Consider the following 24,652-nt stretch of genomic DNA (forward strand, 5'->3'; position numbering starts at 1 on the left):
GCTCAAGATCAATCATTCTTCACCCGTTTCGTCAAAGGTTTAGCCGACAATGCAGCCATCGCCTCCGATGTGTTGCCTTTTTTAACCGCCGCGTCCGAAAATGGCGCGCTCACGGGCTCTTTGCTTGCGAAATCGCGGCAGTTATGGCCTGTCTCGCTGCATATTCTGATTTTTCACGAGGAAGAAAATGACCCGGGTTTTGGCTTTGTTATTTGCGGCGTTGACTTTGCTGGCCGGTGTCGGTCACGCGCAAGCCCAGGACTTCGGGGGCTTGTTCGACTCGCGCGACATCTTCGGCGGCGGCCCGAACTTCCGTGGCGGCGGGTCGAGCCCGATCCGGCGGCAGACCGTGAACTTTGCGGGCAACTATGCCCCGGGTACGATCTACATCAACACCGCCGAGCGGCGGCTGTATCTCGTGACCGGCAACGGCCAGGCGCTGCAATACGGCATCGGCGTCGGCCGCGACGGCTTCCGCTGGAGCGGAACCCACCGCATCACGGCGAAGAAGGAATGGCCGAGCTGGACCCCGCCGTCGCAGATGCTGGCGCGGCGGCCCGATCTGCCGCGGCACATGAAAGGCGGCATCGACAATCCGCTCGGCGCCCGCGCGATGTATCTGGGATCGACGCTCTACCGCATCCACGGATCGAACGAGCCCGAGACCATCGGACAGGCGGTATCGTCCGGCTGCTTCCGCATGACCAACGACGATGTGACCGATCTCTATAGCCGCGTCTCGGTCGGCACCACGGTGATCGTCAAGAACTAGCCGGCATCCACCGTCCGGGAACCGGCGGCGTCTGCCTTGACGCGCGAACAAGACTTGTTGACCTGAACCAGCCTCGCCAGGCGTGAACAAGTCTTGCGCGCACGCGCCGATTGCGGCAGCGTCGAGCCATAATGAGCGCAATTGGCCGGCCTCGATTCCCGCGAATGCTCGCAGCCGCCCTGGCTGCCGTAGCCCTCGGCGAAGTGTTGCTGCCCGCCGCGGCGTTGGCCGGGGATCCCGCCGTCGCCCAGCGTCAGCGCGCCCAGAAGAAGATTTTCACCGACAGCGAGATCATCGAAGGCTTCCTCAAGGTCGCTTTCGGCGCCGAGTATCACCTTGCCGGCCGCGTCGACCGCATCCGGAAATACGAGGCGCCGGTGCGGGTGTTCGCCGACGGCACCCGCGCCGACCGCAAGGCCCAGCTCGCGAAGATCGTCGCCGACATCGCGGCACGGGTTCAGCACCTGGATATCGCGATGGCCGCGAACAACGACGACGCCAATGTGCTGGTCAAGCTGGTGCGGGACCGCGACCTCAACCGCACCATCATAACCTTCTACGGCAGCGAACGGGCGCGCGAAATTCGCTCCTCGCTCGATCCGCAATGCCTGAGCGGTTTCCGCAAGAACGAAAAGTTCGAGATCGAGCATTCCGACGTGATCCTCACCGTCGACAATGGCGACTTCGTCTTCTTCGATTGCGCCTATGAGGAATTGCTGCAATCGCTCGGCCCGATCAACGACACCGCGTCCGTGCCCTGGACCATGTTCAACGACAATGTGTCGATGGGCTATTTCGGCGTTTACGACCAGTATCTCCTCAACCTGCTTTACGATCCCCGGATCAAGGCCGGGATGACCGTGCAGGACGTCAGGGCGGTCTTGCCGGACGTGCTCGCCGACGTCCGTGCATGGGTGCGCAAGGTGAATAATCTGACGGAGTGAAATCCGTCACGATCGCTGCGTTGACCTCCGTTAGCTTCCTATCCTTCCCGACGCCGCCGTTGCGATGTCGCTTCGAGGGGAAGAGCGGTGGTCGTAGCCAGGCTGTCAAAATGACGCGAATGATCCAATGTGACATCGCTCGGAGATGCGCCTGGTAAGATCGATGCCCTGCTGGGTGCGCCGATGATCGAGAAGTGATACTGTGCGCCCTGTCGTCCTCAGAATGCGATGAGGATCGAATGAAGCGACGGGAACTCATAACGGGCACTGTGGCGCTGCTCGTTCTGCCAAGGCGTTCGTGGGCGCAGGGAAGGCCCCGGCGAATCGGCTTCCTGGGTGCGTGGGCAGATGAGCCGGCTCGCGACCCGGTTCGCGCCGCATGGCTCAGCGGCCTGCGCGAGAAGGGCTGGATCGAGGGCAAGAACCTGCTTGTCGAACACCGTTACGCCCCGGATCGCCTGCCAGCTTTAGCCGCCGAACTGGTGGCCTCAACTCCCGAATTGGTGATTGCCTTGGGGCCGCCATCGGCCCTCGCCTTGAAATCGGCCACCGCAACCATCCCGATCGTATTCGTGGTTGTGGCCGATCCCGTGGGGCTAGGCCTGGTGCAAAGCCTATCGCGCCCGGGCGGCAACATAACCGGTCTTGCGACCATGGTACCTGAAGATTTCCTCGGCAAACGGATCGAGATTCTCCAGGAACTGGTTCCGGGCGCCTCGAAAATTGCGCTCTTGGCGAATCCGAACAACCCAATGCATAGGCTGATAATAGCTGAGTATTTGCCTCGCACGGCACGGAACCGGGGCGTGACTCTGTCGATAGTTGAGGCGACCACGGCCGATGAGCTCGACGTTGCCTTCGCCGCCGCAGCCCAACAGGCGGATGCCATAGTTGATCTGGGCGATCCTCTCACCGTTGTCCAGGCCCCGCGAATTATCGCGCTCGCGGCGAAGCATCATCTGCCGGCAAACTACTTGTTCCGAGAATTTGCCAATGGCGGATTGGTCGTAATACGGCCCCGATTTAGGCGACGTGTTCCGCCGCGCAGCCGGCTACGTGGATAAGATCCTCAAAGGCGCAAGGCCTTCCGATCTACCGGTAGAGCAGCCGACCAAATTCGAGCTAGTGATCAACATGAATACTGCAAAAGCTCTCGGCCTCACCGTGCCGACCTCGTTGCTCCTTCGCGCCGACAAGGTGATCGAATAGTCGCTACGATCCCCGGATCAAGGCCGGCATGACCGTGCAGGACGTCAGGACGGTATTGCCTGACGTGCTCGCCGACGTCCGTGCATGGGTGCGCGCATGACCCGAAGCCCACATTGCCCCTAGCCTACGAACAACTCGCCATGCTTTGATGGAACGGGCAATAGCACTTGGGGGCTCTTTTGGCGAGCGACCGGGTAGAGCGACGGCTGGCGGCGGTGCTCGCGATGGATATCGCCGGGTATAGCCGTTTGATGGGCATCGACGAGGAAGGCACGCTAGCCCGCCTGAAGGCCACCCGGAAATCGCTCGTCGATCCCACGATCGCCTCCCATCGTGGACGCATCGTCAAGACCAGCGGTGACGGCGTCCTCGTGGAGTTCGCCAGCGCCGTCGATGCCGCCCTTTTCTCGATCGAAGTCCAGCGCGCCATGGCCGCGCAGAACGCCGATGTCCCGCAGGATGCCAGGATCGAATTCCGGATTGGGGTCCATGTCGGCGACATCATCATCGATGAAGGCGATATCTTTGGCGACGGCGTCAACATCGCGGCGCGATTGGAGGGTATTGCCGAGCCGGGCGGCGTTTGCATGTCAGACGACGCCTATCGGCAGGTTCGAGGCAAGGTCGATATCACCTTCGAGGATTGCGGTGAGCAGATCCTGAAGAATATTGCCCAGCCGATGCGGGCATGGCGAACGTTGATTGGCAACGCTTCGGGACCGGCGCTAAGTCGAACTTCTTCCGCGCCGAGCCAGAAGCTGGCGCTCCCGGATAAGCCTTCCATCGCGATATTGCCGTTCCAGAACATGAGTGGCGATCCTGAGCAGGAGTACTTTGCGGACGGCATGGTCGAGGACGTTATCACCGCGCTGTCGCGTTTTACGTCTCTGTTCGTGATCGCGCGCAATTCCAGTTTTGCTTACAAGGGAAAATCTCCGGATATACGGCAGGTGGGGCGCGATCTTGGCGTTCGATATGTCCTCGAAGGGAGCGTACGAAAAGCCGGGAGCAGATTGCGGATTACGGCTCAGTTAATCGACGCAGTCAGCGGCGCCCATGTATGGGCCGACCGATTCGAAGGCGCACTGCAGGACATCTTTGAGCTTCAGGATGAGGTGACGGAGAAGGTGGTGGTAGCCATTGCGCCGCGCGTGGAACGAGCTGAGATGGCGCGCGCGAAGCGAAAGCCCGCTGGCAGCACCGATGCCTATGATTGCTACCTGAGGGGGCTGGCATGCATTTTTCCCGTGACGGTCGAGAGCAACGAACAGGCACTGGAGCTGTTTACCGAGGCGACGGTTCTCGACCCTGACTACGCATCCGCTTACGGCATGGCAATGTTCTGCCATGCCAATCGAGTTGGATTTGGGGTCGCATATGCTACGCACGAGAAAATTGAAGTGAAGCGCCTTCTGCACGTCGTCATGCAAAAGGGAAATGACGATGGCGTAGCCTTGGGCCAGGCCGGATGGGCTTCGGCATATGTGCTCCGTGATCTCTCATCGGCAAAGCCGTTGATCGATCGAGCCTTGGAGCTGAACCCGAATTTAGCCAGTGCGTGGACCAGCAGCGGCTGGATCAACCTTTGGCTGGGACATCCCCAACTCGCACTGGCGCACCTTGATCGTGCTGCCCGCCTTGATCCCGGTTCCTATACGTCGACGCTGATGTCAGCGAGAGCGCACGCATGTTTTTTCCTGGACCGGCATGAGGACGCCTTGGCTCAAGCCGAGCAACAGCTCCACCGCAATCCGGTCGCGCATCCATCCTTGCGCATCGCGGCCGCCAGCGCTGCATTTGTCGGCCTCCACGACACGGCGCATGAGTTGGCCGAGCGCTTGCGGTCCGTTGATCCCGCATTCAGCGTTTCGCGTCTCGCGGACTATTTGGGGCCTTACCAGCAGGCCGCGATGGTGGAGAAGTACAGGGAAGGGTTGCGTCGCGCGGGACTTCCGGCCTGAACTTGACCGGCCTACCGCCGGTAATGTTGTTTTTGGCCCTTACTAGGGGAAATACCGCTGAGCAAACTTTTGGAAATTTTCCATTAGAAACTGATCTGCTCGTTTACTAATGGGAGCTTCCGGCACCATCACGTCAAAACCATGAAAAGCGCCGTCGAATACCTCGAACTCAACCGGAACATTGGCCCGACGAAGGTTCTCGACGTAGATTTTCGTTTCATCTCGAAATGGCTCTAAGCTGCCGACATAAGTGATCGTCGGCGGCAACTTCGTATAGTCTGTGCAGCGTGCCGCGGCTGCGTAAGGCGTAACGTTCTTCACGCCATCGAGATAACGCGACCATGCCATCCTGTTCGCTTTTTCATCCCACACAGGTGCGTCGTTTCCAACGGCAGAGGCGCTGTTCTGGCGATCGTCAATCATTGGATATAGCGGCATCTGAAAGGCTATTTTTGCATCGCCGGTATCGGTGGCCTTGAGCGAGACCGCCGCCGCAAGCCCTCCGCCCGCACTATGGCCTGACACGATGAATCCGTCAGTTCTCCCGCCGATGGAGGCAGCATTGTCCCTTATCCATAGCAGAGTGTCGTAGCAGTCGTTGAATGCGGCCGGGTACGGAGATTCAACGGCCTTTCTGTAATCCGGCGCGACGATGATGCATGGCGCTGTCTCGATGAAGCCCTTGATGATTGCGCCGAATTGCTCGGGCACCCCGTGAACGTAACCGCCGCCGTGCAAATACAGCATGACCGGCAGTGGTCCAATCGCTGCGGTTGGCCGATAGACCCTCACACGGATCGGCGCCCCGCCATTTCTGCTTGGAATATGCCGCTCTCGGCAGACAAGTCCTCTGATGTTCTTTCCCCGCAGGATGGCCCCACTGAAGCGGAACACGAGCAGCGAGAACCATCCCGTGTGAAAACAGCGCGCGAGAATTCGCCCAACGGCATATCTGCCGCGCAAATCCTTATCCACCATGTTCCTGGTGACCTTCATCCGATACTTCCTGCCGTAACTCGCGGAACTTCTTCTTGATGGGTGTCGAAGTCCGCTTTTTGAACCAAAGCAGATACAACAGGCTCGGGAAGCTGGAGCATGGTCCGGAAAAGTGTGCAGCGGTTTTCCGAAAGGATAGGCGGATGACGATTCGAAGGAAAGGCATCCCGCTCTGGTCCGGCAGGGCACCGGCTATTGCGGCGCGGCGGTCATCTTTGCCGGCATGGGCAGCCGAAGGCCCAGGCCCCGGGAAAACCGCGGGCGCTTCGAAGCTGGCAGTCTCTCCGGAAGCTGTCCGAAATATGCAATGGTTTGCATCATCGCACCTCGGATCGCCGGCTCGATCTTCGTGCAGATAAACCAGCACATCAGGACAAGCATGCCCAACTCGACCCAAACGGCCGAGGTGGCATCCAGGCCAATGCTGACCAGGGCACGAATGATCACTGTGCCAATGACGTTGTGGGTGAGATAGAGCGGATAGGTGATCAGCCCGAGCGTTCTAAAGTAGGCCGGCGCTTCACGCGAGACGGTAGGTCCAGAGCGCCTTTTCCTGTTCGCGCACCAACCAATGAGACCGACCGCCGATGCCCAGACCATGATCGGCACAAGGGCCGATTGACCCGAGATGGCGGGAATGCTTGTCAAAAAGAAAGAGGCAAAAAAGTAGATCTCTGCGGCACCCGAAAGACAGGTGACGGCGACCGCGCCCCTCTCGAGCGCCGTCAATTTTCTGTTTGCGGAAATGAAAAGCCAGATGCCCAGCGCGAAAAAGCAGCCATGGGTCAACAGGAATGCCGCGCACGGCACCCGAAACATCAGGATCACGAGATAGGGCAGATCGGAGGGCGTCGTGCATGACAGCACCAGCAACGCGACGGCGTTGAACACCGCGCTGTAGATGGTGAGGCCGAAGGCCACATGCCGAAGGGTGATTTTCTTCGTGAGCATCGCGCAGAACACGAGCCCATAAAATGCCATTTCGGCCGCCAGTGTCCAATAGACGCCGTCGAGCCATTCACCCACGACCCCTTTGGGAACCAACAGCATGGCGTGGATGTAGGGCACGATGTATTCGGATGCCCGTCCGCTGCCGAAGAGAACGAGAACGAGGAGGGTCGCGGTGGCGCAAACCCAGATCGCCGGATAAAGCCTGAGCGCGCGGCCGAGAAGAAACTCTTTCGGTGAAGACGTGGCGCGGAATTCGCGATGACAAAACCGGAAATAACAAAGAATACTTCGACACCCACCCAGCCGAACCAGGTGTAAGGCGCGGCGGACGGGTACAGAACATCGGCGGCAACGTGGCTCTCGAAACCCGGGACGCCGATCGAGACCCAAGGCCCAGGACCAGAACATCTGGTGAAAAATCGCAACGCCGAGGGCAGTCCCGAAGCGCAGCGGATCCAGCAGGGGAAAATGGTTCTTCACGGGAGTGCTTCCAATCCAGCAACCGATCCCGTTGCAGATATTGGTTTCCCGCGCCGAGCTCCGTGAGGTTAGTCACGCTCTCGCCCCCCGCGGTTCAAATGCCCAGATCGTCGCATGGATCAACGCGCGCTCCTCAGAATTGAGGCAGGAACAGTCACCAATGCGGACATCAGCCCGCTCCCTCAGGGTGCTTGAGTAGCGGGGTTGTTTGCTGTGGTGCAGCGCCTGCCACAAAGCAAATCTGCCGCCATCGTCCATCGAAGTCTGCTCCTGAGGGCACGAGGACATCCCCGTCACGAGGCCCAACTTCCGACATTGCCCCCCCCAAACGGACGTTACGCACCCCCAAGGCAGGAACTGTGGTATCCTCCGTCAAACGCGATGGGACGGTTTGCTGCTCGTGCTGAGCGTCCTCGTGTCCTGCGATTGCAAACGGATCAGAAGATAGCTCTCCCGGATATCCAGGAGGACCAACGTCGTGAAGCGGGACTTCGACCTCATCGTCTATGGTGCGACGGGTTACACCGGCCGTCTCATCGCCGAATATCTGGCGGCGTCCTATCGCGGCGACGATGCCCCGTCCTGGGCGATTGCGGGACGCTCGACCGACAAGCTCCAGAAGGTGCGTGCCGACATCGGCGCACCGGACAGTTTGCCTCTGGTGAAGGCGGATGCCGCTGAGCCGGCCAGCCTACGTTCGATGTGCGAGCGTGCGGCCGTGATTATCACGACGGTCGGGCCTTATCAGCTCCACGGTCCCGAGCTTGTGGCGGCCTGCGCGGCCACGGGCACGGCCTACGTTGATCTGTGCGGCGAACCTGCCTGGATGCGGCGCATGATCGACGCCCATCACGAAGAGGCGAAACGGACCGGGGCGCGCATCGTATTTTCCTGCGGCTTCGATTCCATCCCGTTCGATCTCGGCGTGCTCACGTTGCAGGAGAAGGCGCGCGAGAAATTCGGACGCCCGGCGCGCCGGGTCAAAGCCCGCCTGCGCAACGTGAGAGGCGGCATGTCTGGCGGCACCGCAGCGAGCGCTCGGGCGACGTTGGCCGCCGCCGCGCGCGACCCGGCCCTGATCCGGCTGCTGAACGATCCCTTCGCGTTGACGCCGGGGTTCACCGGGCCGTCTCAGCCGTCGGGCCTCGTCCCCGAATTCGACCCGCGCATGAACGTGTTGCTCGTGCCGTTCCCCATGGCGCCGATCAACACCAAGAACGTGCACCGCACGAATTTCCTGCTGGGTCATCCCTATGGCAAGGACTTCGTTTACGACGAGATGATGGTCGCGCCGGGATTTGGAGAACTCGCCCGCGTAACGACGGAGACGTTCGCCACGATGGTTTCCCTGGTCGCGACCGGCGGTCTCAAACCCGGCGCAGGCCCGACCCGGGAAGCGCGCGAGAAGGGCCTCTACGACATCCTGTTCCTGGGCGAGCTACCGGATGGTGGACGGGTCGAAGCGGTAATCACGGGCGACCGCGATCCGGGCTACGGCTCGACTAGCAAGATGATCGCCGAGAGCGCTCTCTGTCTCGTGCGCGACGTGCAGGGCGAGGGTGGCATCTGGACGCCGGGCGCGCTGATGGGTCCGGCATTGCGCAAGCGCCTGAGCGAGCGCGCCGGCCTCACCTTCAGCACGCATTGAGGTAGCGCTCAGAACTGCGGCGGCGTGCCGGACGACGTGGATCGTAACCAGCGAAAGCGGAGGAGACCAGCATGACGATTTACGTTTCTCAAGGTCGTTACACCGCCGCGGCCATCAAAGGGATGTCTGCGAAACCGGAGGACCGTTCCGAGGCGGTCGCCGAATTGTTTGCGGCCGCCGGTTGTCGGCTGATCAGTTGGTATCTGACTTTGGGGCCCTACGATTGGCTCATCATAGCTGAAGCACCGGATGAGCCCACGATGCTTTCAGCGGTGCTTGCCGCCGCGGCTGGCGGAAGCCTTTCGGACATAACAACTACCGTGGCGCTCACGGCGAGCGATACGACGAAGGCCTTCCAGCGGGCAGGTGAGCTTACTCTGAAATTCAGATCGGCGGGCCGAGCCGATTACTACGGAGTGGGGATCGATTCGGGGCGTGGGACCGGCGAGGCTTGACTACCAAATTCCGGGCGGTGCCGCTTGCACGACGAAGCCAACAAGATGTCGTCGGCTATAAGCGTGGCGGTGCGGCCTGGTCAGGCCGAGCGTGGGCCGATCGCCAATGCAACTCGAAAGGAATGTCCGCGCCCGCAGACGGTGTGTTGGCGCAAACCCTCATTCGGAAACCTGAGCAGAGGGGATATAATCCCCTGGGGCCCGCACCCGAGGAGCAACAACATACACACACCAGAGGAACTTTCCACCAGGTTGATCCACTGGAGTCCCTTCGTGACCATGGACAACGCGGTGCCGCCCCGAGATCCTGATGAAGACGAAGAGGACGAAGAGGAAGAGGACAATGCCGACGAACCGGCGGTCGTGCGCGAGCCGGACGGCGACTAGACTGGCCTGTCGTTGGCAGCCGGCGTAGAGTATCTCCCATGAGTTGGGATGCGAAAGACGTAGCACTGCTCAAAAAACTCTGGGCCGCTGGACAGAGCGCCAGCCAGATCGCGCGTCGTCTCGAGTGTAGCCGTAACGCGGTCTGCGGCAGGCTAACTCGTTTGGGCCTGAAGCGTGGTCACAAGTCGCCAACAGCAAAACCCAAGATAAGGCCGGTCCCGAAACGAAGGCCGGCGTTATTGGCCGCCTGTGCCCGCCCGGTGGCAAAGAAGGTGTCGCGGAAGACAGGTGGGAGACAACCCGAGAAATTCAGCAAGAGCCAGCTTTACGCGATGCTTGCTGACGCGGTCAGGAATACGGGCTAGCCCGTTCACCGCGACCTCGTTGCGGCACTGCCTCCGGTCCTCGTTCAGTTCGAACGGTTTCCTTGGCGAAGCGGCTATTTGCGGCAAACGATCCCGTCATGCGCGCCTGCGAAATTCAGGATCTGTTCGGCGCCGGCCCGCGGCTGCAGCATCCCCCGGCGTCCATCGGGCGGTCAGCGCGTGCCGGCACGATCCCCACAAGCAACGATATCCCGGGGAGATTTTCGACCCGCTCCCTCCGGCGGAGAGAACACCGCCAGGTATCCGCTGCCCCCTGCGAGCTTATATGTGGCGACCGCGCGATAGCCGACGGCGGTCAGTTCGCAACGCAAGAGCTCTATTGGCGTGCCATGCTTCGACGTCGGAAGCTCAAGGTCGACAATTCCAACCCGCGCACCCCGCTTCAAGGCGGACGAGAGATTGTAGAGGAAGGCATAGGGTTGGGCTATCTCGTGATACATGTGCACAAGGATTGCAGCATCCAGCGAGGAAGCGGGCAGGCGCGGGTCGTGTGGTTCGCCGAGCGCGAATTTGACGTTCGTCAACTTCAGGCGCTCTATTCGGCGGGCGAGCTTGACGAGGTAATCCCGCGTAACGTCTTGGGCAACGACAGAGCCTTCGGGCCCGACGAGGTGCGCGATCCTGACCGTGTGGTAACCGCTGCCTGCACCAATGTCGCCGACCGTCATGCCTGGCTTTAGTTCAAGAAGACGGGCGATTTGACCGGTTTCATTCAGCGCGTCGCGATGCTCTTCGGCAGAGCGGCGTGGGCTGACAATCTGCGCAACAGGGCGCTGAGGTAAGGGAAACTCGTTTGCAGCGGCTCCGGGGGGAGCAAGATTACCAATGTCAGCGGCGTATGCGCGAGTTGCGGCAAACGCCACCAGCGTCGCTGCACGGGCCAGTGCTACCACGGGCTCGCTGAGCATTCGCAGCCGGTTTAGGCGCGGTCGTCCAGTTTTTGTGAGCTCGATAGGTGGGCTCACCGTGATGTCAACGAGGTTGAACGTCACAGCCAACTCCATCTGTTCGCCTTGTGCTGGAGCACTCAACGTCCAACCAGCGTCACCCGGTTGTATCCAACTAGCCTTCGTTCACATGCTGCAACAGGATGCCTGACCATAGCTAATGTCGGTTGTTGGCACTAGACGTGCCGACCGGTCGTGGACGATGTCCGCTCCGAGAAATCATGATCTCCGGACAGCCGACGCGGTCGACCCAAAGCCGTCATCGCTCGCAAGTCAAAACCTAGGCTCGCGTGCGCTGTAGCGGATGCCTCGTCGATGCGATCTATCTGAAAATGAGCCATCCCAATGGAAACAAGATAGCGAGCGTTATCGTCGTGGCCAACGCTAACCGGCCAACTTTGTGCAATGTGGATATTTGCGATGGATAACGATCTGGCTGTCGATCAAGCCAGCGCCGAAATGCGCGGATCGGCCATCCAAGAATCAGCCCGACAAGATGAAGAAGACCTTCAAAAAGCTCCAAAATGCCTCTCCGTTGGTAACGGCGTCTTCATCGCAAGAGTGCCGAGATAAGCGCGATGACGAGAATTCCGATCGCGCTCGCTACGGCCAGACCAACCAGCAATTCGATGAACGAGTTCGACTTATAACCCCAGAACGAAAGCACTCTCCTGCCAATTCGCTCGGCCATTAACTCAAACACCGCCTCGATCAATGCGCCTATAATGCGAACAACGGCTTCTGCCATTTGAACCTCCATTCAACATGTCGGCATCGGATTTGTTAATTTCCAGTGGCGAAGACATCCTGAAGACAGGCTGAATGGAGAATCTACAAATGTCTGACATCGGCACTTTTCGGACCTGATGCGGTGTCCGAACTGAGTCTGGAATAGGCACCAAAGCGGACATCAGCCGACCGCTCAGATTCAAGATTGGGCGAAACGCCTATTCCCGGCAGACAATCCCGTCATGGGCTGCGGCAAAATTCAGGATCTGTTCGGCGCAGGCCCGCGGCTGCAGCATCCCGAGCATCGCGTAGGGTGTGCCCAGATGCGTCACGCGCACGGAGGCGATGTTGTCGCGCAGCGCGGCTTCCTGATCGGCGGACGAGATATTGCTGCCGGTCGGATAGAGTGCGAGCGTGGGAGCCTCGATCTTCTGCAGGTTAGGCCTGGCGTCGACGGAGCCGGCGAACTCGACCATCGCAGCGACGACGTCCACGTCGGCCTTCCCGACTTCCCGGGCGTACCAATCCATGAAGGCCGGATCGAAACCGGCGGGAAACCGCGCCAGCGTGTTCGACTTGCGCACCCAGCCCTCGACGCCGAGCGCCCTGATGGCCTCGACCCAGCTTGGAAAGCCGACCGCATAGGCGTTGCGGATCCAGTCATTGGCCCACACCGCCGGCGCCAGCACCGTCAGCGTACGCAGGCGCTGCGGCCGCTCGGCCGCGAAAATCAGCGTGATGGCGCCGCCGATCGCCTCGCCGACCAGATGAAAATTCGTTGCGCCCGCGTGATCGGCCACCGCCTCGATGTCACCGACATAGGCGGCAAGCGAGAGCGCGTGCGCCGGATCGTCCAGCGGCGTGGATTGTCCGAGCCCGCGCAAGTCCGGACAGATCACCCGGTAGAACCGCGCCAGATACGGCACCATGTTGAACCAGAACTCGCCTGAGCGGGCGAAGCCGTGGATCAGGACGATGGTCTCGGCCTTGCGCCAGCGGTCGGTGTAGTCGTGAACCGCGTAGTGCAACGGTGTCCCGTCACCGGCCTTGATGGTCGGCATGGCGGCGCTCCCGTCAGTTCGGTTTCAGACGGAGTTCTCTGGCGAGCTGCTCCATCTGGACGAATTCGCTTTGCGCGTATTTGGCGGCGTCTTCGGCGCTGATCACCCAGACCTCCTCGCCGCGCTTGGCCGCCATCGCCTTGAATTCGGGGCTTTGCGCCGCCCGGGTCAGAACGTCGCGCAGTTTTTCAAAGCGGTCCTGCGGGATGTCGCGCGGCGCGATGACCGCGCGCCACAGCAATGTCTGGGATGGCGCCATCTTGACGTCATCAAGGCTTTCGACGTCGGGCAGCGTCGGAAAGCGCCGCGCCGTGGTCAGCAGCAGGCACTTTGCTTTTCCTTCGGCGACAAATTGCGCGATCGAGGCGATGGCGCCGCCATAGATGTCGATGGTGCGGGACAGGAAGGCCGTCACGGTCTGGTCGGCGCCGGTAAAGGGGATGATGCGCTGGCGGATGCCCTGGGGCTGAAAAATCCGTGCGGTCGAAAACTGCACGAAGGCGCCGACGCCGTCCGAACCATAGGTGTATTTGTCGGGGTTGTGCTTTAGCTCGGCGAGGAACTCGCCTGCGTTCTTCGCCGGAAAATCCGGGTGGACGCAGAGCACACCGGCGGCCTGCGTGATCATCGCAACAATGCGGTAGTCGGCCTGCTGGAAGCTTTGCGCCGCAACATGCGGGGCCATGGTGATGGCGCCGCTCGGCACCCCGCCGATGGTGTAGCCGTCCGGCTCGGACTTCGTCACAAAGCCGACGCCGATGGTGCCGCTGGCGCCGGGCTTGTTCAGGATCACGATCGGCTGGCCGAGCATCGGCGCTGCGACCTGGGCCAGCGACCGCATGATGGTGTCGGTGCTGCTTCCGGGCCCGGCAGGCACCACCAGCTGAACCGGCCGCTCGGGATAGTTGTCGGCCGAGGCCGGCGAAACTACGCCGGCCATGAGGGCAGCTATTACGGCTGCCGCGCCGATTCGGGCCGGCCTGGCAAAACGGCGCGACCGGGGCCACCACATCATGTCAGCGAATTTCTCCGTCGCGCCCTCCCCAATTGCCCGCCAGCGCTGCGATCTGGGTTCCGGCGAGCGACAACGCTGGGTTTTGCCTACGAAAACTTGTGACTTGCGGCAGCAAATCTTGTCTAATGAGTTAAAGGAAATCGTGTATAAGCTTTTCAAATGAATGACCTCCCCCGTACCCAGGCGCTGCGCTGCTTCATTACCGTGGCGCGCGAGGGCGTTGTGTCGCGCGCGGCCAGTTTGCTGAACCTGACCCAGCCGGCCGTCAGTTTGCAGCTAAAAGGGCTGGAGGAAAGTACCGGCCTGCTGCTTTTCAACCGAACACCGGGCGGCTTTACCCTGACCGAAGCCGGCGCCGCCCTGCTGCCGCTGGCGCACAAGGCGATATCGGCCTCGTCGGACTTCAAGACGATGGCGGATTCCCTGCGCGAGCAGGTAAGGGGATCGCTTCGGGTCGGTACGATCCTGGATCCCGAGTTCATCCGGCTGGGGCCTTTCGTGCGGAGCCTCGCCACTTCCTTGAAACAGACCGAAGTCTTCCTGCGCTACGGCATGAGCGACGACGTGCTGGCGCAGATCGGCAGGGCCGACCTCGACGTCGGATATTATGTCGATGCAACGCCTGCCGAATCCCTGTCGTTCCCGAGCTTCTCCGAGCGCCACATCGAAGACGGAAAGTACCAGCTCGCGCCGCTGATGAGCTACCCGTACCGGGTGATTGCCCCAGCGGAATGGAGCGACCGGGTGCTCGGCAAGGACTGGCCCGACCTGATCGGCCTGCCGTGGCTCGCGACGCCGCCGCACTCGGCGCATCGGCGCCTGCTCGACAACATCTTCCGCCCCATGGGCTCGCTGCCGAAGCGCGTGGCCTATGCCGACCAGGAAGAGGCCATGATCGACTTCGTCGAATCCGGCATCTGCCTCAGCCTCGCGCGCGACTGCACCCTCGATCGCATCACCCGCAAGCGGAACTTCGTGATCGCCGACACAGTAACGGTGACCTGCGATCTCAGCTTTGCCTGCCTGACGTCGCGGCGGCACGAGCCGGTGATTTCGCACGCGTTCTCGGCCATGCAGGCGGTCTGGGATTTGAAGCCGACCAACGCCCTGCCCGCGCCAGTGGCCGCGCCAAGGTCACGGAAGAGCGCACGAAGATAACCAGACCCGCCGAACCAGACCCTTTTCCGTTCCGATGGAATCGGAACGGGGCTCTAGATTCTTGATTTGACGCGTTTTCTTGACGCGAACCGGCGTCCACTTCGCTGGAAAACGCTCTAGCCGTCAGATCTTGCCATCGGAATCGCAGATCGATCTCAGCGCTTGCCATTCCTCCGGCGTCAGCAGCGGCGGCTTGGTGGCCGGCCGGTCTTCCCGGGTCATCCGCGCCAGCCGGTCCTCGCTCATCGGATGGCTGGAGATGATGGAGAGGCCCTTGCCTCCCTTGCCGGTGACGCGGACGAGCAGTTCGCCCATCGGCTTGGTCGGCCGGCCCAGCCGATGCATGACGTCGATCGAGAAACCGTCGGCATCCTGCTCGGCCTCGCGCGAATGGGACGAGGTAACCAGCGTCTTTGACGCAAAGATCAGGGCGCTGGAGCCCGTGATGTCGCCGAACAGCAACCCGACAAGAAACGCCGTGCCGCCGTCGCGGATCAATCCGCGCATGTTGTCGCGATGCTTGTGGTGGCCGAGTTCGTGCGCCAGCACGCCCGCGATCTCGTCGGCATTCTCGGCCTTCGCCAGCAATCCGTTGAACATGTAAACCCTGCCGCCCGGCAGCGCGAAGGCATTGGGCACCGACGACGACAGCACGCTGGACTGAACGGCCGTATCCATCCCGGCGGATTCACGTATCGCGGTCATCAGCTTGACGAAGGCTTTTTGTCCGGCCGCATTGTCGCAGACCTTGGCGTCGAAGATCGTCTTGACCTGACTTTCGGCCGCTTCGCCGAGCCGCCGTTCAAAGGCTTCCGGCACCAGCGGCGCCAAGCGATCGGCGGCGAGCGGGACACCGAACAACACCACCGCGATGATCGAAACCGTCGCGGCGAGCGACCAGCCGACGATCGCGGCGACACCGCGGCGGCCCGGCGTGTTCTCGTCCAGAGTTGCGCAACGCGAGACCAGGTCGGCCGCGACCGCGGCATCGCGAATCTCCAGGCGCGCCAGCGCCGGTGCCGTCAGAGCACTGAGGCGCAGCATGCCGGAGGGACCGTCGGCGCGGCGGATATCGGCATAGGCCCATGCCGCAAGGGTCGTTTCACCGTCGCGGATTTCCAGCCGGTCAGCAAAATGCAGCGTGACCGCGCGCCGCTGGTTCGACTTGCCGTCGAAATAGATCGCCGAACCGCCCGATGGCGATTTCGGCGTATCCGGAGTGTCGCTATCCGTGATGGTACCGGTCATCAGCTAGAAGCCCGCGACGTCGAGGCCATCGGCAAAACCTTCACCAAGCGCATTGGCCAGTTCACCCCTTGCCGAAACATTGGCGGCCGCCTCGATGCCGTGGATGTTGATCGATTCCAACACCCGCACCCAGAGATCGCGCATCAGATAGACGCGGATCACGACGTTGAGCGCCAATGCGAACACCAGGTAGCCGATGCCCGCGAGCACCAGCAACAGGATGCTCTGAGAAGATTCCTGCGACTTGAAGAACTCGCCAATTCCCTCACCACTTATGCTGGCGACCAGCGCCGTGGCAGCGGCGAGGTAGACCGAGAAAACCAGACCGAGCACGGCCATCCAGCCGATGACCTTCCAGTACAGGCCGATCAGCCGGCTGCGCGGCAATTCCGATTCCAGCCGCACGCCGCCGATCCTGATGCCGGACAGCCACCAGCGCCATTCGACCGCCTTGAACGCGCCGTAGATGAAGGGTGCGAACAGCGGCATCAGGAACGCCATCGGTGCGAGCAACCACAGCCACCAGCCGCGCTTGAAGAATTCCCAGCCGCTTCCCTCGAACTTCCCCTGCAGATCGCCATAGTATGAATGGCGCATCTTGTAGCGCTCGAGCGCCGCCGTGCGCCATGGCAGCGCCAGGCCAAGGGTCGCCATCGACAGCAGGCCCCACAGCGACGCCTGCAAGGCATAGATCCAGCCCGAGCCACTCATCCAGAACCGCACGCCGCGCCACACCGTGCGCGTCAGGCGATAGCGGCGGGCGCGAAAGATCGCGAACTGTCCGAACAGATAGAAAAATGCGACCAGCGGAATGCTGGCGAACGCCTTGTAGTGCTCGGCTTCGAGGCCGGCGAGAAAGTAGGCCAGATAAATCGGCACCAGGATCGCCAGCGCAACCAGGAACCCGATCAGCAATTCCCGGCCCCGGCCGGTATATTCGGCCCCATCGCCGTCGATCTGGGTATTGCTCCAGAGATGGCGGCGGATGTCGGTGGTGAGCCAGAAGCGGTAGAAGCCCAGCGTCACCAATTCCAGCCCGGCGCCGCGCTTCACCAGTTGAAAGAATTCATCACGTTTGCCGGAAAACCCCACCGGCATCGGGGGCGGTTTCGGCAGCGGCGGCAGCGATGGCGGCCCGAGCGGGGTCCAACTCATCTCGTTCACGGGTCACTCCAGGGCAGCTTGCAACAAATCGGGTTTACACCAATTTGTCGACTGGAGTGTGATCCGGTTCACTTAACCCGGCATCTCGAGCGGCCTTCGCCCGGTCACTATGCGCGAGTTCCACCGGTGCCGACAGCGATCTGGCAATGCGCGGGTACCGGTGCTCCACCCAGACCGCTCCAGCACCCGACGGTCGACAACAATTTGGCGCAGTCCCTAACCGCTGATGTCGGCGAGATCGCGAAGATCAAAGCGACATCGCCTGGTGATCTCTCCACCGTGAATTGAACTTCGTCATCCATCGCAAATAGCGACGACCACGCGTTCGATCGGCCGACCATCGGCAAAGTTACGGAAGATGCAACGCAACTCGATTCAGCATCACGCCGCAGTCGAACATCCGTTGATGCGGCCATTAATCGTTAATCGTAACGTTGCCGTACAGCGATTTGGTGAATCGTGCATGCATTGAGAATGAATCGAGCGCGCGTTGAGAATAACCAAAAATGCTCGTTGACGAACGACTTGCTTTTCAATGATTGTCGCGCGCGTGCGCGTGCGGATAAACAAGCACGTCACCGTTAGCGCATGAATTCGTCAGCGCAATGCAAGTTCAATTCAAGATTTTTTTGCGATTCAGATGACCACAGTTGTTCTTTCAATTTCGCCCGCCCTCAGTGCGTCGGTAGTCCCCCTTCAACTCGCCGATTACATCAATCAGGCGAACAACGGCCCGGCGGGCACGAACTACGTCATCAACTTTCCGGACAATCCCTATTCAAGCACCTACTCGCTTTCGCAGGATCTGCCGGCCATCGCATTGCCGGCCGGCTCGACGCTGACCATCAACGGCTTTTCCGACATCCCCGCGCGTTGGGGAAACGGCGTCAACTCAACGCTCGATGGCGGTGGCCTGTATCGCGGCTTCTTCGTGATCTCGGGAACGGTCACGATCGAGAATCTGAATCTGAACAACATGGTCGCCAAGGGCGGCGACGGCGGTGATGGCGGCAGTGGCGGCGGCGGTGGCGCGGGCCTTGGCGGCGCGCTGTTCGTCACCGGCACCGGCAATACCGGCTACAACAGCAGCGGCGGGCAATTCTCGGTCTCGCAAGGCGCCAACGTCACGATCGAGAACGTCAACTTCAACAACAACAGCGCCAAGGGCGGCAATGGCGGCGCAGCCATCGGCAACACCAATGGCGGTGGCGGCGGCGGCGGCATGGGCGGCGACGGCGGTGACGGCACCGCCAACGGCTCCGGCGGTGGCGGCGGCATCGGCGGCCCGGTCACACCCGGCTTTGACGGCAGCGCGCAAGGCGGCTCCGGCACCAACAATTCCGGCATTACCGACGGCATCGCCTTGACGCTGCCCGGTGGGGGCACGGGCCTAAGCGGCTTCGGCACTTACGGCGCTGGCGATCACGGCGGTGGCGGTGCCGGTGGCGGCTTCGCCGGCGGCGGTGGCGGCATCGGCGGCTATCGCGGCACCTCAAGCGGCTCGAACTTCGGCGGACTGGGCGGCTTCGGCGGCGGCGGCGGCGGCAGTTCGAACCTGGGCGGCCAGGGCGGCTTCGGCGGTGGTGGCGGCGGTGGCACCTACGGCTACGGCAATGGCGGCTTCGGTGGCGGCGGCGCCGGCAACAGCAGCGGCGGCTGGGGTGCCGGCAACGGCGCAGCGTATAATGTCAATACGAGCCAGAACGGCGGCGGTGGCGGCGGTCTCGGTGCGGGCGGCGACGTTTTTGTCCAGGCCGGCGGCGTCCTGATCGTCAAGGGCGGCTCGCAGTCGGGCGCCACGTCTTCCGGCGGCACCGGCGCGACGGGCGCCGGCAACGGAGGTGACGGCGGGAACAGCGGCATCTTCCTGCAGGGTTCGACGATGTACGTCAATCCGACCTACGACGTCCCCGTCGGTTTCCACAGCAACACGATCACGACGACGACGATCAGCGACAAGATCGCCGATGGCGCCGGCGCCGGAAAGCTGATGGTCGTCGGCAGCGGCACGCTGATCCTCAACAACAACAACACCTATACGGGCGGCACCACCATCCAGGGCACCACGCTGGAGCTCGCGAAATTCCAGGCCGCAGGAACCGGCGCGATCACCTTCTCCGCGGGGTTCGCCGACGTCTTGCGAATTGACCTCGCTGCCTTCGGGACCCTGTCCGGATCGACCTACACGTTCAACAACGAGATCGACGGCTTCGCCTCCGGCGACACCATCAACCTCGCGGGCGTGGCGTTCGACAGCAACTGGACCTTCACCGTCGGCAGCGGTCACGCGGTCAGCTTCGTTGAAAACGGCATCACCTACGTCCTGCAATTCGACCCGGCGAAGAGCTTCAACACCTTCCTGTTGCAGAGCGACGGCAATGGCGGCACCAATATCGTGCGCGCCGGTCCGAGCGCCTCAGCCGATACCGCCGCCGTCGTCATAGGCGCAACGGCCTCGCAAGCCAACGCGAATGCCGGCGTCCTCGCCAACGATGTCGAGCTCGCCTATTCCTACGCGCTGACAGTCAGCGGGATCAGCAACGCCTCTCAGGGCGCGGGCACCGTCGGCCAGGCGCTTGCCGGGCTCTACGGCGCGCTGACGCTGAACGCTGACGGTACCTACAGCTACGCGGCAAACAACACGGCCGCGATCAACGCCGCGCCTGCCGGTCGTTTGACCGACGTCTTCACCTACACCGCGAGCGACGGCCACGGAAATATCGACTCGGGAACGCTGACGGTAGCAGTCGATCGCAATCCGGTCGCCGGCAACGACAGCGGTACGACGCAATCAGCATTGTATTCCGTCGACGCCGCACACGGCGTGCTGTTGAACGACACCGATCCCGACGGCGACGCGGTGACGGTCGGCTCCGTCAACGGCAGCGCCGCGGGCGTCGGACAGTCGATCGCCGGCACCTACGGCCACCTTACCCTCAATGCCAACGGCAGCTACAGCTATGTTGCCGACAATGCCGCAGCGCTCGCTGCGCAGCCGGCAGGCGCCGCGCTTCAGGACGTATTCACCTATACCGCGAAGGACGGGCTCGGCGGCAACAGCGCCAGCGCCAGTCTCACCATCAACGTGTCGCGGTTGTCGACCATCAACCTGACGCAGACGCAGGTCCCGTTCTACGGGTCGCCGACCACGCTGGATTCGCATGCGACGATCAGTAATCCCGATCTGGTCAGATTCAGCAGCGCCACGATCGAATCCAACCAAACCAGTATGAACATTGGGCAGCAGGTCAACGGCTACGTTGGCGCCCATTTCCTGCTCAACGGGGTGCCGATTCCGGACATTACCCCGCAATGGCTCAACAGCCACATGACCGGCGACAATATCGGTCAACAGGCCCCGCTCTCGGTCACCATCGGCAGCGACACCTTCACGGTCGCCTGGCAGTATAATTTCTACGATATCTGGCCCTATAGCGGCACATACCTCTACTACGGCGCCTACAGCACCAGCGTCATCATCACGGGCAACGGTACTGCCGCGGAATATCAGCAAATCCTCGATCAGATACAGATCGACCGCGGAGGTTACCAGGTCACCTGGACGTTGACCGACGTCAACGGCAACGCCTCAGCGCCGGTCACGCAATCGATCAACAATTCGACGCCGATCACCGCGCATGCCGATACCAATTCGGTTGTAGCGGGCGCGACCGTCACCACGACGGCGGCGACCGGCGTTCTCGCCAACGAGAACAATCCCAATCACCGCGCCCTCAGCGTCAACGGCGTCAGCGATGTCTCGCACGGCACGGGGACGGTCGGCTCGGCCCTCGCCGGTCTCTATGGCCAGCTGACGCTCAATGCCGACGGCAGCTACAGCTATGTCGCCGACAACAGCGCCGCGATCAATGGCGCGGCCACCGGCTCCCTGCTGCAGGACGTCTTCACCTATTCCGAGATCGACACCGGCGGCGCGGCCGCCAGCACCACGCTGACCATCAATGTCGTGCGTGCACCGACGGCCGTGGCCGACACCGCCGTCGCTGCCGCCAACGCGACCGTGTCCGCGACAGCAGCAAGCGGTGTATTGCATAACGACACTGATCCGAACGGCCTTTCGCTGAGCGTCAGCGCGGTGAGCAGCCTCGTCAGCGGCGCCGGCACGGTCGGCGCGGTGCTTGTCGGCTCCTACGGCCATCTCACGCTCAATGCCGACGGCAGCTACAGCTATGCGGCCGACGTGATCTCGGCGATCAATGCCGCCGCGACCGGTAACCATTTGCTCGAAGTTTTCAACTATGTCGGGACGGATAGCGCCGGCGGCAGCGCCAGCGGCAGTCTGCAGTTCACGCTGAACCGCCAGCCGGTCGCGACCATCAGCGCCCCGAATTACCATGCCAGTACGCAAGGCCCGCTGATGCTGCAGGGCAGCGGGCTTTCAGTCAACGACCCTGATGGTAACACCGGAATCGAGACCGTCACGCTGTCGGTCGGTGAAGGCAACATCGTCATCTCTGCCGGCAACAGCGGCATTACCTCGATCACCGGCAACAATACCGGCACCGTGACATTCTCCGGCACAGTCGCCCAGCTCAACGCCCTGCTCACCGGCACCAGCACCGGCACCATTGCCTACAGCGACAACGCCGCGCATCCGGTGGCGTCGACGCAGCTGACGCTGTCGATTAACAATGGCAGCGCCGGCGGCAACCTGACCGGTTCGGCCTCGACCAGCATCCTGATCGCGCCGACGGTGGATTCGATCACCGCCACGACGGCGGGCAATCTGGTCAACCTCAACGCCGGCCAGGTCGTCACCCTGACAGTGCACTTCACCGACGCCGTCGACGTCACGGGCATACCGGTACTGACGCTCAATGACGGCCAGGTCGCCAGCTATTCCGGCGGCACCGGCACCAACACCCTGACCTTCAGCTATACGGTCGCAGCCGGCGACAATACGCCTGATCTCAAGGTGCTCGGGATCGACCTCAACGGCGGCAGCATTGCCAACACCAGCGGCAATGCCGCCACGCTGACCGGCGCGACCGCCGATCTGCATCTGAACATCGACACGACAGCAGCGACGGTGTCGTCGATGGTGACGTCAGGCAGCGGAATTACGGCGGGTAGCGGCGACCTGAACGCAGGTCACACCGTCACAATCACGGTGAACATCAGCGAGAACGTCACGGTCGATACCACCGGTGGCACACCGACGCTGACGCTGAATTCCGGCGGCACGGCCATTTATGTTTCGGGATCCGGCACCTCGGCGCTGGTGTTCCAATACGTCGTCGCGGCCGGCGACAACGCCGCCGACCTCGCCATCACCGGGGTCCATCTCAACGGCGCTATCGTGCGCGACGTCGCATCCAACGATGCCGACCTGACCGCCGCGGTCGCCAACCCCGCCGGCACGCTGCAAATCGACACCACGCCGCCAGCGCCGGCGCCAACGCTTGCGCTGACCCATGACACCAATATTGCCGGCGATAACATCACCAGCGATCCGTCGATCACCTATTCGGCTCCGGCCCCCGGCAACACGCTGTCCTATTCGACCGACGGAACCCACTTCACGGTCACGGCGCCCACTTTCGCCACCAACGGCTCGGCGGACGGACCCCACACGGTCTATGTCAGGGAGACCGACCCGGCCGGCAATTTCACGACCGCCAGCCTGACCTTCACGCTGGATACGGGCGCCCCGACAGCGGCGCCGTCGCTCGCATTGACCCATGACACCGGTGTGGCCGGAGACTTGCTGACCAACGATCCGTCGATCACCTATTCGGCGCCGGCAGCCGGCAACACCCTGCTCTATTCGACCGACGGCACCACCTACACCGCCACTGCACCGATTTTTGCTACCGACGGTTCTGCGGACGGTGTCCATACGGTCTATGTCGAAGAGCAAGACATCGCCGGCAATGTCAGCGCGTCGTCAAGCCTGACCTTCCGTCTCGACACGCGCCTGCCTGTTGCGCCGACCGTCACACTCACCACCGATACCGGCGCGTCCAGCAGCGACCGGATCAGCAGCATCGGAACGCTGGTGCTCGGCGGCATCGAAATCGGCGCCGCTGTCGAATATTCAGTCGATCATGGCGCGCACTGGACGAGTTCGTTCACCGCCGTCGAAGGCGCAAACTCGGTCGATATCCGGCAGACCGACGTCGCTGGCAATTTGTCGGAGGTAACCACCTTCGACTTCACACTCGACACGCTGGTATCGGCGCCATCGGTTGCCCTCGCGTTCGACACCGGCATCTCCAACACCGACAAGATCACCAACAACGGAACGCTGGCCTTCACCGGCTCTGAGCCAGGCGCACTCATCGAATATTCCGCTGATGGCACCACGCTTTGGACCACGGCCGCTCTGGCGCTGGTGCAAGGCTCCAACACGATGTTTGTGCGCGAGACCGATGTCGCCGGCAACGTCTCTTCGGCGACGTCGTTCAATTTCACCTTCGACAATCTGGCACCGGCGACACCTACCCTGGCGCTGGCGCACGACACCGGAGTATCTGGCACCGATCGAATCACGAGCGATGCAGCCATCGTCTATTCTACGCCGGCGTCAGGCAACACTTTCCAGTTCAAGCTCGATGGCGGCGCATTCTCGGCGACGGCGCCGGTCTTCGCGACCGATCATTCATCAGACGGCTTTCATACCGTGACCGTTCGGGAAACCGACGTGGCCGGCAATTCCTCCACGGCCAGCCTCAGCTTCACGCTCGACACCACTGCTCCGGTGCTGTCTCACGTCAGCGCGCCGACGGGATATGCGGCTTTGGGATCCCTGATCGGCTTTGTGTTTAATTTCGACGAGGCGGTAAAGGTGAGCAGCGGCACGCCGACGCTCGCTCTAAGCAATGGCGGCACGGCCGTCTACAACCCGGCGGCCACCGCAGCCCTGCATGACGCAACCAAACTGGCGTTCGATTATCTGGTCGGCCCCAACGATTTCGGGACGCCTTCGCTGGCGATCCTCGGCCTGGATTCGCATGGCGCAGCCATCACGAACTATGCCGGCGCCGCCGCTGATGTCAGCCACGTCGGCGGAACGGCCGTCAACGTGTTGGTGCTCCAGCCGTGGGCCCCGCCTCAGTCTGTCGGCGACTATCACCTGATCTGAGCCCGTTCTCCCAGGGAATGCTACCGGCTGCCTGGA

General features: G+C 62.1%; 19 protein-coding genes and 1 pseudogene. 12 read left to right on the top strand and 8 right to left on the bottom strand.

The genetic code is table 11. The annotated features are described in order from the left end of the window. Nucleotides 1-187: 187 nt before the first annotated feature. The 6 genes and pseudogenes from JQ641_RS35080 (at nt 188) to JQ641_RS35095 (ending at nt 4,886) form a co-directional block, all read left to right on the top strand. A complete protein-coding gene (locus tag JQ641_RS35080; protein ID WP_212001319.1) occupies nt 188-772 on the top strand; it encodes a L,D-transpeptidase in 585 nt (194 codons plus the stop codon). A 164-nt stretch (nt 773-936) separates the two neighbouring features. Further along, nucleotides 937-1,716 carry a DUF2927 domain-containing protein gene (locus tag JQ641_RS35085; protein ID WP_249151110.1) on the top strand — a complete coding sequence of 260 codons (780 nt, stop codon included), beginning with the start codon at nt 937-939 and terminating at the stop codon, nt 1,714-1,716. A gap of 239 nt (nt 1,717-1,955) precedes the next feature. Next, the gene (locus JQ641_RS35090) at nt 1,956-2,780 is read left to right on the top strand and encodes an ABC transporter substrate-binding protein (RefSeq protein ID WP_283815257.1); all 825 of its coding nucleotides are present in this window, start codon (nt 1,956-1,958) and stop codon (nt 2,778-2,780) included. Beyond that, on the top strand, nt 2,773-2,925 hold the full coding sequence (locus JQ641_RS38580; protein ID WP_349628675.1) for an ABC transporter substrate binding protein: 153 nt from the start codon (nt 2,773-2,775) through the stop codon (nt 2,923-2,925). Before JQ641_RS35090 ends, JQ641_RS38580 begins: the two co-directional genes overlap by 8 nt. Continuing rightward, nucleotides 2,921-3,025, top strand: a pseudogene (locus tag JQ641_RS38945) (DUF2927 domain-containing protein); the annotation flags it as partial. The gene JQ641_RS38580 and the pseudogene JQ641_RS38945, both read left to right, overlap by 5 nt. Before the next feature lie 79 nt (nt 3,026-3,104). After that, nucleotides 3,105-4,886: an adenylate/guanylate cyclase domain-containing protein gene (locus JQ641_RS35095; RefSeq protein WP_249151111.1), complete on the top strand. Its 1,782-nt coding sequence runs from the start codon at nt 3,105-3,107 to the stop codon at nt 4,884-4,886. Nucleotides 4,887-4,928: 42 nt separating this feature from the next. On the opposite strand, the gene JQ641_RS35100 is transcribed toward JQ641_RS35095, so the two are convergent. Both JQ641_RS35100 and JQ641_RS35105 read right to left on the bottom strand, forming a co-directional pair. Then, entirely contained in the window at nt 4,929-5,882 is a 954-nt protein-coding gene (locus tag JQ641_RS35100) for an alpha/beta hydrolase (protein ID WP_212001322.1), read from the bottom strand. 192 nt (nt 5,883-6,074) lie between these two features. Then, a complete protein-coding gene (locus JQ641_RS35105) occupies nt 6,075-7,313 on the bottom strand; it encodes an acyltransferase family protein (RefSeq protein ID WP_249151112.1) in 1,239 nt (412 codons plus the stop codon). A gap of 478 nt (nt 7,314-7,791) precedes the next feature. On the opposite strand from JQ641_RS35105, the gene JQ641_RS35110 reads away from it, so the two are divergent. From JQ641_RS35110 to JQ641_RS35120, 3 genes are all read left to right on the top strand, one after another. Next, nucleotides 7,792-8,961, top strand: coding sequence for a saccharopine dehydrogenase family protein (locus JQ641_RS35110; protein WP_212001323.1), 1,170 nt, complete (start codon nt 7,792-7,794; stop codon nt 8,959-8,961). A gap of 71 nt (nt 8,962-9,032) precedes the next feature. Further along, nucleotides 9,033-9,416 carry a GYD domain-containing protein gene (locus tag JQ641_RS35115; RefSeq protein WP_212001324.1) on the top strand — a complete coding sequence of 128 codons (384 nt, stop codon included), beginning with the start codon at nt 9,033-9,035 and terminating at the stop codon, nt 9,414-9,416. Nucleotides 9,417-9,841: 425 nt separating this feature from the next. Beyond that, the gene (locus JQ641_RS35120) at nt 9,842-10,168 is read left to right on the top strand and encodes a GcrA family cell cycle regulator (protein ID WP_212001325.1); all 327 of its coding nucleotides are present in this window, start codon (nt 9,842-9,844) and stop codon (nt 10,166-10,168) included. 173 nt (nt 10,169-10,341) lie between these two features. On the opposite strand, the gene JQ641_RS35125 is transcribed toward JQ641_RS35120, so the two are convergent. Then, nucleotides 10,342-11,097, bottom strand: coding sequence for a class I SAM-dependent methyltransferase (locus tag JQ641_RS35125; RefSeq protein WP_212001398.1), 756 nt, complete (start codon nt 11,095-11,097; stop codon nt 10,342-10,344). 459 nt (nt 11,098-11,556) lie between these two features. On the opposite strand from JQ641_RS35125, the gene JQ641_RS35130 reads away from it, so the two are divergent. Then, nucleotides 11,557-11,709, top strand: a complete 153-nt coding sequence (locus tag JQ641_RS35130) for a hypothetical protein (protein ID WP_212001326.1) — start codon at nt 11,557-11,559, stop codon at nt 11,707-11,709. On the opposite strand, the gene JQ641_RS35135 is transcribed toward JQ641_RS35130, so the two are convergent. The 3 genes from JQ641_RS35135 to JQ641_RS35145 form a co-directional block, all read right to left on the bottom strand. After that, nucleotides 11,687-11,884: a hypothetical protein gene (locus JQ641_RS35135; RefSeq protein ID WP_212001328.1), complete on the bottom strand. Its 198-nt coding sequence runs from the start codon at nt 11,882-11,884 to the stop codon at nt 11,687-11,689. The genes JQ641_RS35130 and JQ641_RS35135 overlap by 23 nt on opposite strands. 199 nt (nt 11,885-12,083) lie before the next feature. Next, nucleotides 12,084-12,926: an alpha/beta fold hydrolase gene (locus JQ641_RS35140; RefSeq protein WP_212001332.1), complete on the bottom strand. Its 843-nt coding sequence runs from the start codon at nt 12,924-12,926 to the stop codon at nt 12,084-12,086. Between the two features lie 13 nt (nt 12,927-12,939). After that, nucleotides 12,940-13,866, bottom strand: coding sequence for a tripartite tricarboxylate transporter substrate binding protein (locus JQ641_RS35145; RefSeq protein WP_212001334.1), 927 nt, complete (start codon nt 13,864-13,866; stop codon nt 12,940-12,942). 234 nt (nt 13,867-14,100) lie between these two features. Here JQ641_RS35145 and JQ641_RS35150 point away from each other — a divergent pair, with 234 nt between their 5' ends. Then, a complete protein-coding gene (locus tag JQ641_RS35150) occupies nt 14,101-15,099 on the top strand; it encodes a LysR family transcriptional regulator (protein ID WP_212001336.1) in 999 nt (332 codons plus the stop codon). Between the two features lie 123 nt (nt 15,100-15,222). Here the strand turns inward: JQ641_RS35150 and JQ641_RS35155 are convergent, their stop codons facing one another. Continuing rightward, on the bottom strand, nt 15,223-16,347 hold the full coding sequence (locus JQ641_RS35155; protein WP_212001338.1) for a M48 family metallopeptidase: 1,125 nt from the start codon (nt 16,345-16,347) through the stop codon (nt 15,223-15,225). A 3-nt stretch (nt 16,348-16,350) separates the two neighbouring features. Next, nucleotides 16,351-17,511: a DUF898 family protein gene (locus JQ641_RS35160; protein WP_349628677.1), complete on the bottom strand. Its 1,161-nt coding sequence runs from the start codon at nt 17,509-17,511 to the stop codon at nt 16,351-16,353. A 640-nt stretch (nt 17,512-18,151) separates the two neighbouring features. Here JQ641_RS35160 and JQ641_RS38295 point away from each other — a divergent pair. Further along, complete coding sequence (locus JQ641_RS38295; RefSeq protein ID WP_283815258.1) at nt 18,152-24,616, top strand: beta strand repeat-containing protein; 6,465 nt, start codon at nt 18,152-18,154, stop codon at nt 24,614-24,616. The last annotated feature ends 36 nt before the right edge of the window (nt 24,617-24,652 follow it).

It is taken from the genome of Bradyrhizobium sp. JYMT SZCCT0180 (assembly GCF_018130165.1).
Taxonomy (GTDB): Bacteria; Pseudomonadota; Alphaproteobacteria; order Rhizobiales; family Xanthobacteraceae; genus Bradyrhizobium.